Below are 12,072 nucleotides of genomic sequence, written 5' to 3' on the forward strand. Positions count from 1 at the left end.
ACCTGCAACACGTTCTGAGCAACTTCAAGCTCTGACCCACGCCTCGGCGGCGTGCCGTCCAACGACGTACGGCACGCCGCCCAACCTCGGCGAGTTGCCGGATCCAGCAGCTGAGCTGCCGGGTCCGGCAGCTGAGTTGCCAGTGAGGGTGCGATGAGTTGTCGGTTCGGTTGCCGTTGCCGATGCCGCTGGGCGGCCGCGCCGCTGCGCGGCGCGGCCGCCGCGCAGCGGCGGCGGCGTGCACCGAGCGCCGAGCAATCCAGCTCGCCTCATGCGCGGTCCGGAATCGCCGACGCGCGGGCCTGGAACCAAGAGTTCGGGTGCCGGAGCCAGGAATTCGGTGCTTGAGCCAGGAGTTCGGGTGCTGCGGTCGGGAACTCGGGGTGTTGGGGTCGGGGACTTGGTTGCTGGGGTCGGCGCCTCGGTTGCTCGAGTTGGGAACTCGGGGTGTTGGGGCCGGGCCGGGACTGGGGCGGTGCTAGGGGCTGGGGCTCGGGGGGCTGAGCTGCGGGGATGTACAGAAACGAGAACGTGTTCTAGTGTGGGCGCATGAGTGGACGGGTCGAGGCGGCCGTGCGCGAGTTGGTGCCGGTGTTGCGGGAACGGGCCCAGGAGACCGAGGACGCTCGGCGGGTTTCTGGGGAGTCGATCAAGGGACTGCTTGAGGCCGGGTTCTTTCGGTTGTTGCAGCCACGGCGGTACGGAGGCGCGGAGGCGCATCCGAACGAGTTCTACCGGGCGGTGCGGCTGATCGCGGGAGCCTGTGGGTCGACCGGGTGGGTGGCTTCCGTGTTGGGGTGCCATCCGTGGCAGTTGGCCTTGTTCGACGACCGGGCGCAGCAGGAGGTCTGGGGGGTCGACGAGGACACGCTGGTGTGTTCGTCGTATGCGCCGATGGGGCGGGCGCGGGTGGTGGACGGCGGGTTTTCCTTTACGGGGCGGTGGAGTTTCTCGTCCGGATGTGATCACGCGGGGTGGGTGTTCCTCGGCGGGCTGGTGCTCGACGAGGACGGGAACCCCACGGACTTTCGGACTTTTCTGCTGCCGCGCGAGGATTACGTGATCGAGGACGTCTGGGACACGGTGGGACTGCGGGGGACCGGGAGCAACGACATCATCGTGGACGAGGTGTTCGTGCCGGAGTATCGGACGTTGTCCTTTGTGGACACGGGGAAGTGTGTGTGCCCGGGACAGCGGGTGAACACCGCGCCGCTGTACCGGCTGCCGTTCGCGTCGGTGTTCTCGTGCTCGATTTCGGTTCCGGTGGTGGGAATGGCGGAGGGGGCCTACGCGGCGTACCTGGAGCACACCCGGGCGCGGGTGCGGGCCACGACCGGCGGCCGAGCGGCCGAGGACACCTTCGCGCAACTGCGAATCGCCGACGCGGCGAGCCGGATCGACGCGGCCGTGCTGCAGATCGAGCGGAACATGGCCGAGGAGATGGCGCTGGTCGAGGCCGGCGAGAAGGTTCCGTTCCCGCTGCGGATGCGGGTGCGCCGGGACCAGGTGAACGCGACCGGGGCGGCGATCGCGGCGGTGGACCGGCTGTTCGAGAGCGCCGGCGGGCGGGCGCTGCGGGTGGGCACGCCGATCCAGCGGTTCTGGCGGGACGCGCACGCCGGGCGGGTGCACGCGATCAACGACCCGGAGAAGGCGCTGGCGATGTTCGGGCAGGCCGAGTTGGGCTTGAAGGTGGCCGATGCCTGGGTTTGACGAGACGAGCGGGTTCGCCGACGTCGGCGAGTTGCGGTTGCACTATCACGAGGCCGGACCGGCGGACGCGCCGCCGGTGGTGCTGCTGCACGGCGGCGGCCCGGGCGCGTCCGGGTGGAGCAACTTCGGGCGGAACCTTCCCTTCTTCGCCCAACGGTTTCGCACCCTGGTGGTGGACCAGCCGGGCTTCGGGCTGTCCGACAAGCCGGACGTCACCGGGCAGTACTTCACCTTCGCCGCGGACGCGCTGCTCGGCCTGCTGGACAAGCTCGGGGTGCAGCGGGCACACCTGGTCGGCAACTCCCTCGGCGGCGGCACCGCGGTGCGGTTCGCGTTGCGCCACAAGGACCGGGCCGGCCGGCTGGTGCTGATGGCGCCGGGCGGGCTCGGCCTGAACGTGTTCGGGCCGGACCCGACCGAGGGGGTCAAGCGGATCTACGCGTTCACCGCGCCGCCGGGCCCGACCCGGGACAAGCTCGCGGACTTCCTGCGCACGCTCGTTTTCGACCAGTCGCTGATCACCGATGAGCTGGTGGACCAGCGATGGGCGGTGGCCAGCCAGCCGGAATCGTTGCGCGCCATGGCATCCATGGGCGCCTCGTTCACCCGGCCGGAAACCTACGAGGACGGCATGCTGTGGCGCGAGGCGCACCGGCTGCGCCAGCGGGTGCTGCTGGTCTGGGGCCGCGAGGACCGGGTGAACCCGCTGGACGGCGCCCTGGTCGCGCTCAAGATCATCCCGCGCGCGGAGCTGCACGTGTTCGGCCGGTGCGGACACTGGGCGCAGCTGGAGCGCTTCGCCGAGTTCAACCGGATCACCATGGACTTTCTGGGAGGTACCTGATGGGCATCCGGTCACTGGGGTACCTGCGGATCGCGGCGACCGACCTGCCGGCGTGGCGGGTGTTCGGGCTGAAGGTGCTCGGCATGGTGGCGGGCCGGGGCGCCGACCCGGACGCGCTGTACCTGCGGATGGACGACTTCCCGGCCCGGCTGGTGATCACGCCCGGCGAGCGGGACCGGCTGGCGGCCGCCGGCTGGGAGGTGGCCAACGTCGCCGAGCTTGGCGAGATGTGCGGCCGGCTGGAGGCCGCCGGCGTCCCGTACAAGGAGGGCACGGCGGCCGAGGCGGCCGACCGCCGGGTCACCGACCTGATCATGGTGGACGACCCGTCCGGCAACACGCTGGAGATCTTCCACGGCGCCGCGCTCGAGCACCGGCGGGTGGTGAGCCCGTACGGCCACCGGTTCGTCACCGAGGAACAGGGCCTTGGCCACGTCGTTCTGTCCACACAGGACGATGAAGCCTCGCTGCGTTTCTACCGGGACGTGCTCGGTTTCCGGCTGCGCGACTCGATGCGCCTGCCGCCGCAGTTCGTCGGCCGTCCGGCCGACGCTCCGCCGGCCTGGCTGCGGTTCTTCGGCTGCAACCCGCGCCACCACAGCCTGGCGTTCCTGCCGATGCCCACCCCGACCGGAATCGTGCACCTGATGGTCGAGGTGGAGAACTCCGACGACGTCGGGCTGTGTCTGGACCGGGCGTTGCGCCGCAAGGTCCCGATGTCGGCCACCCTCGGCCGGCACGTCAACGACCTGATGCTGTCCTTCTACATGAAGACCCCGGGCGGGTTCGACGTGGAGTTCGGCTGCGAGGGCCGGACGGTCGAGGACGAGCGCTGGATCGCCCGGGAGAGCACCGCGGTCAGCTTGTGGGGTCACGATTTCAGCGTCGGGGCCGGTCAGCCCCGGTCCTGATCCGTTGGCACCCAACCGGATTGCGCCGATCGGTGGACGACGAACCCGACTTGATCGCTAACGTCGGTAGTTGCCCGATCTCACTGCGTAACCACCGGAGGGTGTGCGATGGAGCTCGCCGACGCGGTTCGGCACGACTACTCGACCAGCCGCGCGGGAATCGTTCCGCTGTCCGAACGCCGGTCCCGATACCACTTCCTGGCGCTGTGGACGACCCTGGCCGCCGGGTTCACGTTCCTGTTCCTGGGCTTCCAGTACCACGACGCCGGCTACTCGCTGGCCAAGGCGGTGGCCGCGGGCGCACTCGGCGGCCTGGCCTACCTCGGCTACGCGCTGCCGGCGGCCTATCTCGGGTCGGTCACCGGGCAGACCCACGCGCTGCTCACCCGGTCCATCTTCGGCCGGCTCGGCTCGGCGCTGGTGTCGCTGCTGTTGATCGGCGTCGCGGCCGGCTGGGCGGCGTTCGCGTTCAACCTGCTCGCCACGCTCTATGACGGGCTGTTCGGCTGGGGCAACATCGCGCTGATCGCCGTGCTGTTCGCGGTGCTCGGCATCGTCAACAACCTGTTCGGGTTCACCGGAATCGCGGCGTTCGCCCGGTACGTGGTGGCCCCGGTGATGATCATCTGGGTGCTGTACCTGGTGGTCAAGGGACTGACCGGAATCCCGGCCGAGGTGCTCGGCGCCAGCCCGCCGGGAACCACCGAACTGCCGTTCCTGGCCGGAATCGGCGTGGCGATCGGCTCGGTCATGTGGGGCAACGAGCCGGACACCTGGCGCTACGGGAAACCGCGGTTCGACTGGCCGCTGCTGCCCCTGCTGGTCGCCGTCGCGGTCGGCCTGGTGCTGTTCGTGGCCGGTGGCTGGATGATGGCCGAGCTGTCCGGGGCCGGGCCGTTCGACTTCGGGCCGGCCTACCGCTACGTCGTCGGCTATTCGCTGTTCGGCGCGCTGTGGCTGGGAGCGCTGGTGGCCACCGCGCTGGTGGTGGCGATCAACGACGGCAACTACTACGAGATGACCACCGCCGGGCAGAACGTGGTCGGGCACGCTCCGGGCTGGCGGCGCTGGCACACCTGCCTGATCATGGCCGGCGTCGTGGCGCTGGTCGCGTGGTGGTTTCCCCGGCTGGAGCACGGGTTCTTCACCGTGGCCGGGTGGTCGTCGATCGCGCTGCCGTGCGCCACGGTGGTGATGTGCGTGGACCAGTTCGTGCTGCCCCGGCTGCTCGGGATCACCCGGCCGGTCACCCCGGTCCCGTCCTGGCGGGAGGCCGCGCCGGCCAACTGGCCGGCGATCGTGGCCGTGCTGGGTGCCGTGCTGTTCGGCGCCTGGGGCCTGGGTCTGTTGCCGGGCCAGGAGGTCGTCCCGTCGATCGGCCTGGTCGCCGTCGAAGCCTGGCTGCTGGCCGGCCTGCTCTACGCTGGGCTGGCCGCCCTGACCGCCCGTGTGCCGGCCGCGCTGGGCATCCGGCGGGACCACCGCGCGGACCCGGTCGCTTCGGCCGACCGCGAAGGAGAGCTCACCCGATGACCCGCTCGGCGCAGGAACTGCTCGACGCCATCCGCAGCGAGCTGGCCCCGGACGAGGGTGCCAACCAGTTCGTTCCCCTTGTCGCGCAAGGAAAAGCACCAATCTCCGCGATCGGTGCGCTGGCCGCGGAGGAAACCCGGATCGTGGCGAGCGACTGGCGCAGCTTCCTCGCGCTGGCCGCCCGCGCGCCGGAGCCGAACGCCCGCGGGTTCTTCACCGGGCTGGCCCAGGGCGAGAGCCTGGCCCTGCCGATGCTGATCCCGCTGGCCGCCGCGGCCGGCATGGACGACGCCGCGGTGCGCGCCTACCGGCCGCGGCCGGCCTGCCAGGCGTATCCGGCCTTCCAGGCCTGGCTCGCGCTCAACGCCGAGCCGGCCGCCGCGGTGCTGGCGATCCTGACCAACTTCGCCGCGTGGGGCCAGTACTGCGCCGCCCTCGGCGCCGCGCTGCGCGAGCACTACGGGTTCGACGACGCGGCGTGCGGCTTCCTGGACTTCTTCGCCACCCCGGTGCCCGAGTTGACGGACCAGGCGCTGGCCGCGGTCCAGGCCGCACTGGACGCCGGCGTGAACCTGGACGCCGCCCGCGAGCACGGCCGCCTGCTGCAGGGCTACGAACTGATGTTCTGGAACAACCTGCCCGTCTAGGTTCCGCGCGATGTGACGTTGCGCGGGTTACGGATTGGCGTGGGCGCGGTCGAGGTCGCCGACCCGGCCGCGTTGCTGGAGGTCGAGGAACAGGTCGACCACATCCGGGTCGAACTGGGTGCCCCGGCCGCGGCGCAGTTCGAGGCGCGCCTCCTGGAGGGTGCGCTGCACCTGGTGCGGCCGGTCGGCCTGCATGGCCGCCCAGGCGTCGCACACCGCGATCACCCGGGCTTCCGGGCGAATCTCCTGGGCGAGCAGGCCCTGCGGGTAGCCGGTGCCGTCGTAGCGCTCGTGGTGCTGGCGGATCACCTGCGCCACCGAGGAGAACCCGGGAACCGTTCTGGCCAACCGGTATCCGTAGTCCGCGTGCTCGCGCATCAGGCGCCACTCCTCGTCGGACAGCGGCGATGTCTTGGTCAGCACCGCTTCCGGAATGACGATCTTGCCGATGTCGTGCAGCCGGCCGGCGAGCGCGGTACGCCGCACGGTCGGCTCGTCGAGGCCCAACGCCACCGCGAGCACCCCGGCCCACTGGCTGATCGCCAGGCTGTGCTTGTAGCTGGACAGGCACACGTCCACCTGGTCGGCGATCCGGCACAGGTAGTCGACCAGCGCCGGGTCGCCGCCGTTGTCCGCGGCGGGCGTGCCGACCACCACCCGGTCGGCGCCGGCGGACTTGGCCGAGTACAGCGCCCGGTCCGCGGCGGCGACCAGCTTGTCCGGGTCGCTGCCGTGCTGCGGGTGGCAGGCGGCGCCGACCGAAACGGTGACCGCGATCCACTCGGTGTCGGTCACCGCCATCGGGCTGCTGGCCACGCTGTCGCGCAGCCGCTGGGCGATGCCGGGCAGGTCGTTCGGGCTGGCCTCCGGCACCAGCAGGGCGAACTCCTCGCCGCCGTACCGGGCCAGCACCTCGCCGGACCGGGACACCCGGCGCAGCCGGTGCGCGATCTCGATCAGCGCCCGGTCGCCGGCCGGGTGGCCGTACCGGTCGTTGATCGACTTGAACCGGTCGACATCGGCGATCACCACGGCCATCGAGCCGCCGCTGCGCCGGGCCCGCTCCGCCTCGAGCGGCAGCTGCGCCTCGAAGAACCGCCGGGTGTAGAGCCCGGTCAGGCCGTCGGTGATGGCCAGCCGGCGCTGGTCGACCACCAGGCCGTGCAGCCGCAGGATGGTCAGCACGAACAGCACCGCGCAGGCCGCCGCGATCACCGGCACGGCGTGCGGCGCGCCGGTGGCGTACTGGATCAGCAGCGTGGCCGGGGCGACAAGGGCGGCAACGCACAGCGCCACGATCCGGACCCGGCCGAGCATCCGCTCGCTCACCGCGGACGGCTCGCCCAGCCTGGTCATGGTCGGGTGCAGTGCGGCGGCGCCGAGCGCCAGGTTGCCGGAAAGCCAGATGGCGTCGAGGAAGTTGCCGGCGTGGTAGGAGCCGGTGAGCTGTTGCAGCACGTAGACGGTGTCCGCGGTGAAGATCGCCAGCAGGTAGCCGGCGAGCAGCACGAACGACGGCGAGCGCCGCCCGCCGCCGAGGATCAGCCGCAGCGCCGCGGCCAGCATCACCAGGTCCATCACCGGGTAGGCCACCGAGGTGACGGTGACCAGCATCGGCGCGCCGGTTCGGGTCTGCGGCGCGATCAGGTAGAGCCAGGACAGCATCGCGGCCACCACCGCGAGCACCGACGCGTCCAGCACGCTCGGCACGTCCCGGCCGGGGCTGCGCCTGCGGATCAGCAGCACCATGGCGAGCACGACGAGCGGGTAGTGGCCGAGGTAGAGCGGGTCGGCCCAGGACGGGAAGCCGGTGCGGCCGAGCAGGTAGTGCGAGATGTAGAAGGTGGAGTCGGCGGCGGCGTAGACCACCTGGCTCGCGCCGAGCAGCAGCCAGGGCAGCGCCGGGCGGGGCCGGTGGACCAGCACCCCGGTGCACACGGCGACCGCGGCGGACGCGCTGATCAGGCAGTACACCGCGACCCGGCCGGGTATCCCGGCGCCCGCCGCCGGGATGAGGTAGTACCCGACGATCGCTCCCGCTCCGGCCGCAAGGTAGCCGAGCCAGGCCCTGCCCATGCCCGGGCGTGGGCCGTTCGCACTCATGAAGAAACCCCGTTGTCGTTGCTCTGCGTAGATGCAATTCATGCCGACAGTCATCGATCATGCCTGATCGTGTCTGCCGGGTGAACGAGAGGCCGCTGGTCCATTCGTGGTAATTCGGCTTGTCAGGCGAGAATCCCGGTATGACCGACCGACCGGCGGCGTACGCGGGACGCACCGCGTGGGCCCGCAACCTGCAGACTCCGCTGCGTGCCTTCCTGCGGACCGAGACCGGTGGCGCGGTCGTCCTGCTGATGGCAACGGTAGTCGCGCTGGTCTGGGTGAACCTGCACCCGGCGTCCTACGAGACGGTGTGGGGTACCCAGCTGGCGATCACTCTTGGTGATCATGGTGTGGCGATGGATCTACGCCACTGGGTGAACGCCGGGCTGATGACGTTCTTCTTCTTCGTGATCGGGCTGGAGGCCCGCCGCGAGTTCGACATGGGCGAGCTGCGCGACCGGCGGCGGATGGCGCTGCCGGTGGTGGCCGGGCTCGCCGGCATGGCCCTGCCGGTGCTGATCTACCTGCTGCTCAACGCCGGCCGGGACTCGGCGGCCGGGTGGGGCGTGGCCATGAGCACAGACACCGCATTCGCGTTGGGGGTGCTCGCCCTGGTCGGGCCGCGGTTTCCGGCCCGGCTGCGTGCCTTCATCCTGACCATCACCGTGGTCGACGACCTGGTCGCGCTCGTGGTCATCGCCACCGCCTACACGCAGCATCTCGAGCCGGCGGCGCTGCTGGTCGCCATCGCGATCTTCGCCGGGATCCTGGGGCTGCGGGCGTACGGCGTGCGCTCCGGCCCGGTGTACTTCGTGCTCGGCGTCGCGGTCTGGGTGGCGCTGGTGCGCTCCGGCGTCGAGCCGATCATCGTCGGCCTGGCGATGGGCCTGCTCACCTACGCCTACCCGGCGGCCCGCAGCGACCTCGAGCGGGCCTCCGAGGTGTTCCGGCTGTTCCGCGAGCAGCCGACGCCGGAGCTGGCCCGGGAGGCCGACCACGGCCTGCGGGCGGCGATCTCGCCGAACGAGCGGCTGGCGGCGATGTTCCACCCGTGGAGCAGCTACGTGATCGTGCCGCTGTTCGCGCTGTGCAACGCCGGGGTCGCGATCAGCGCGGAGTTCCTCGGCCGGGCGCTGACCTCCCCGGTCACCCTGGGCATCGTGCTCGGCTACGTGGTCGGCAAACCGATCGGCATCGTCGGCGGATCGGCACTGGTGACCTTGCTGAGCCGGGGCCGGGTGCGGCCGCCGGTCGGCTGGGCCGCGGTGGCCGGCGCCGGAACGCTGGCCGCGATCGGGTTCACCGTTGCGCTGCTGGTCGCCTCGCTGGCGTTCACCGGAGACCGGCTGGAGGAGGCCAAGCTCGGCATCCTGGCCGCCGCGCTGATCGGCGCCGTGCTGACCCGGCTGCTGTCCCTTGCCACCGCGCTGCTGCCCCGGACCAGGCGGATTCGGGCGCTGCTCGGCACCTCGGAGACCATCGTCGACCTGGCCGTGCCGGTCGACCCGGACCGCGACCACATCCGCGGACCGCGGCAGGCGTCGATCACCCTGCTCGAGTACGGCGACCTGGAGTGCCCGCACTGCGGCATCGCCGAGTCGGTGGTGCGCGAGCTGCTGACCGACTTCGGCGACGTGCGCTACGTCTGGCGGCACCTGCCGCTGACCGACGTGCACCCGCGCGCGCAGCTCGCCGCGGAGGCCACCGAGGCGGCCGCGGCCCAGGGCCGGTTCTGGGAGATGCACGATCTTCTGCTGGCGCACCAGGACGAGCTGGAGCCGAAGCACCTGGTGCGCTACGCCACCGAGCTCGGCCTGGACGTGGACCGGTTCCGCGCGGCACTGCGCGAGCACGAGTACGCCGCGCGGGTGGCCGAGGACGTCGACTCCGCCGACCTGAGCGGGGTCTCCGGAACGCCGACGTTCTTCGTCAACGGGCGGCGGCACCACGGAGCGTTCGACCTGGCGGCGCTGTCCGCCTCGGTCCGCGCCGCCCGGGTTCGTGCTGAGATGTCGTCATGACGACGGTGAGCATCTACGACGTGGCGGAGGTCCGGGCGCATTTTCCGGCGCTGAGCGAGGGAGCGGCACACTTCGACGGGCCGGGCGGGTCGCAGACGCCGGACGTCGTGGCCGAGGCGGTGGCCAGCACGCTGCGCGCCGCGGTGGCCAACCGGGGCGCGAACACCCGCGCCGAGCAGCGGGCCGAAGGGATCGTGCACGCGGCCCGGCAGGCGATCGCCGACCTGGTCGGCGCCGCGCCCGGCGGCGTGGTGTTCGGGCGCAGCATGACGGCGCTCACCTACGACATCTCCCGGGCGCTGGCCAAGAAGTGGGGGCCGGGTGACGAGGTCGTGGTCAACTCCCTGGACCACGACGCGAACATCCGGCCCTGGGTGCAGGCCGCGCAGGCGTGCGGCGCGACCGTGCGCTGGGCGGAGTTCGACCCGGAAAGCGGCGAACTGCCGGTCGCGGCGGTCGCCGGGCTGCTGTCCGAGCGGACCCGGCTGGTCGCGGTCACCGGCGCGGCCAACCTGCTCGGCACCCGCCCGGACGTGCCGGCGATCGCCGCGCGGGCGCACCAGGCCGGCGCGCTGGTGTACGTGGACGGCGTGCACCTGACCCCGCACGCGCTGGTGGACATGACCGCGCTCGGCGCGGACTTCTACGCCTGCTCGCCGTACAAGTTCCTCGGGCCGCACCTGGGCGCGCTGGCCGCCGCGCCGGCCCTGCTGGAGTCGTTGGAACCGGACAAGCTGCTGCCGATGAGCGACGCCGTGCCGGAGCGGTTCGAGCTGGGCACGCTGCCCTACGAGCTGCTGGCCGGCACCACGGCGGCGGTGGACTTCCTGGCGAACCTGGTGCCGGGCAACGGTTCCCGGCGTGAGCGGCTGGCCGGGTCGATGGCGGCGATGGAGGAGCACGAGACCGGGCTGCGGGTCCGGCTGGAGGCCGGACTGGCCGAGATCGACGGGGTGACGCTGTACGGCTCGCCGGACCGGGCGCGCACCCCGACCGTGCTGTTCTCGGTGGCCGGCTTCGCCTCCGCCGAGGTGTACGCCCGGCTCGCCGAGGCCGGCGTCAACGCCCCGGCCGGCATGTTCTACGCCCCGGAGTGCGCGCGGCGGCTGGGCCTTGCCGGCGTGGGCGCGGTGCGTGCCGGGATCGCGCCGTACACCGATGAGTCCGATGTGGACAGACTGGTGGCGGGGGTGGCTAGCCTGTCAGGGAGCGGCTGAGCCGGGCCACGTGCTCGGCCGGGGCGCCGAACAGTTGGGCGCTGCCGTGCGCGCGTTTGAAGTAGCGGTGGGCGTCGTGTTCCCAGGTGATCGCGATTCCGCCGTGCAGCTGGATCATCTCGGCGGCCACCGTGCCCAGCGCCTCGGCGCAGTGGATCTTGGCGACCGCGGCGGCCAGTGGGAGATCCGCCGCAGGCGTGGCGGCCGCCGCCAGTGCGGCCGACTCGGCGGTCTCGACCAGCACGTGCAGGTCGGCCAGCCGGTGCTTGATCGCCTGGAAGGAGCCGATCGGCCGGCCGAACTGGACCCGGGTACGGGTGTAGGCCACGGTCAGCTCCAGGCAGCGGCGGGCGGCGCCGGCCTGCTCGGCGGCCAGTGCCACGCACGCGAGGTCGCGCACCGGGGACAGCACCGCGGGGCCGAGCCGGCGGGCCCGGGCGCCGGCGAACCGCACGGTAGCGAGGTTTCGGCTCTCGTCCATGGTGGGCGTGGCGGCGCGGTGCACGGTGGGCTGGCCGGGATCCACCTGGAACAGGCCGAGCCCGTCGCCGGTGCGCGCGGCCACCAGCAACACGCCGGCCGCGGCACCGTCCAGCACGTAGTGCGCCTCGCCGGTGACCGACCAGTCCACATTGGACAGTGGACCGGCGGTGCAGGCGACCGTCTCCGGGTCCCAGCGCCCGTCCGGGCCGGTCCAGGCCAGGGCGGCGATGGTGTCGCCTGCGGCGACGCCGGGCAGCAGCTCCCGGCATGCCGGCTCGTCGCCGGTGGCCAGGACGGCCTGCGCGGCCAGCACGGCGGAGCCGAGCAGCGGCACCGGGCGGAGCGCCTGGCCCAGTTCGGCCATGACCACGTGCAGGTCGGTGCGGCTGGCGCCGAGGCCGCCGTAGTCCTCCGGGATGGTGAGTCCGGCCACTCCCATCTCGCACAACCGGGTCCACAGCGTGTGGTCCGGCTCCCGGGACAGCAGTGACCGCAGGCCGTTCCGCAGGGCGACCTGCTCCTCGCTGACCGCGATCGTCACGGATTCCAGTCAACCAAACAACTGCTTGGTTGGCCAGCGGGTCGGCCGGTTTCGTCCGT

The 12,072-nt window shown here is 71.9% G+C and carries 9 protein-coding genes; 7 read left to right on the forward strand and 2 right to left on the reverse strand.

The window, feature by feature from the left end; all coding sequences use genetic code 11:
• Positions 1 to 549 precede the first annotated feature (549 nt).
• From hsaA to VFV67_RS22700, 5 genes are all read left to right on the forward strand, one after another.
• Entirely contained in the window at positions 550 to 1,713 is a 1,164-nt protein-coding gene (gene hsaA / locus VFV67_RS22680) for a 3-hydroxy-9,10-secoandrosta-1,3,5(10)-triene-9,17-dione monooxygenase oxygenase subunit (RefSeq protein ID WP_326472625.1), read from the forward strand.
• Positions 1,700 to 2,557, forward strand: coding sequence for a 4,5:9,10-diseco-3-hydroxy-5,9,17-trioxoandrosta-1(10),2-diene-4-oate hydrolase (gene hsaD, locus VFV67_RS22685; RefSeq protein WP_326472626.1), 858 nt, complete (start codon positions 1,700 to 1,702; stop codon positions 2,555 to 2,557). Before hsaA ends, hsaD begins: the two co-directional genes overlap by 14 nt.
• Complete coding sequence (hsaC, locus tag VFV67_RS22690; protein ID WP_326472627.1) at positions 2,557 to 3,468, forward strand: iron-dependent extradiol dioxygenase HsaC; 912 nt, start codon at positions 2,557 to 2,559, stop codon at positions 3,466 to 3,468. Before hsaD ends, hsaC begins: the two co-directional genes overlap by 1 nt.
• A gap of 108 nt (positions 3,469 to 3,576) precedes the next feature.
• Positions 3,577 to 5,001, forward strand: coding sequence for a cytosine permease (locus VFV67_RS22695; RefSeq protein WP_326472628.1), 1,425 nt, complete (start codon positions 3,577 to 3,579; stop codon positions 4,999 to 5,001).
• Entirely contained in the window at positions 4,998 to 5,648 is a 651-nt protein-coding gene (locus VFV67_RS22700; protein ID WP_326472629.1) for a transcriptional regulator, read from the forward strand. Before VFV67_RS22695 ends, VFV67_RS22700 begins: the two co-directional genes overlap by 4 nt.
• A gap of 27 nt (positions 5,649 to 5,675) precedes the next feature.
• Here the strand turns inward: VFV67_RS22700 and VFV67_RS22705 are convergent, their stop codons facing one another.
• The gene (locus tag VFV67_RS22705; protein WP_326472630.1) at positions 5,676 to 7,751 is read right to left on the reverse strand and encodes a diguanylate cyclase; all 2,076 of its coding nucleotides are present in this window, start codon (positions 7,749 to 7,751) and stop codon (positions 5,676 to 5,678) included.
• Between the two features lie 140 nt (positions 7,752 to 7,891).
• Between VFV67_RS22705 and nhaA the strand changes: the two genes are divergently transcribed.
• Entirely contained in the window at positions 7,892 to 9,772 is a 1,881-nt protein-coding gene (gene nhaA / locus VFV67_RS22710) for a Na+/H+ antiporter NhaA (protein WP_326472631.1), read from the forward strand.
• A complete protein-coding gene (locus VFV67_RS22715; RefSeq protein WP_326472632.1) occupies positions 9,769 to 10,989 on the forward strand; it encodes a cysteine desulfurase-like protein in 1,221 nt (406 codons plus the stop codon). The genes nhaA and VFV67_RS22715 overlap by 4 nt, the downstream gene beginning before the upstream one ends.
• Here the strand turns inward: VFV67_RS22715 and VFV67_RS22720 are convergent.
• The gene (locus VFV67_RS22720) at positions 10,967 to 12,007 is read right to left on the reverse strand and encodes an acyl-CoA dehydrogenase family protein (protein ID WP_326472648.1); all 1,041 of its coding nucleotides are present in this window, start codon (positions 12,005 to 12,007) and stop codon (positions 10,967 to 10,969) included. The genes VFV67_RS22715 and VFV67_RS22720 overlap by 23 nt on opposite strands.
• Positions 12,008 to 12,072: the final 65 nt, after the last annotated feature.

The organism is Actinophytocola sp., from assembly GCF_035762905.1.
Taxonomy (GTDB): Bacteria; Actinomycetota; Actinomycetes; order Mycobacteriales; family Pseudonocardiaceae; genus DASYTH01.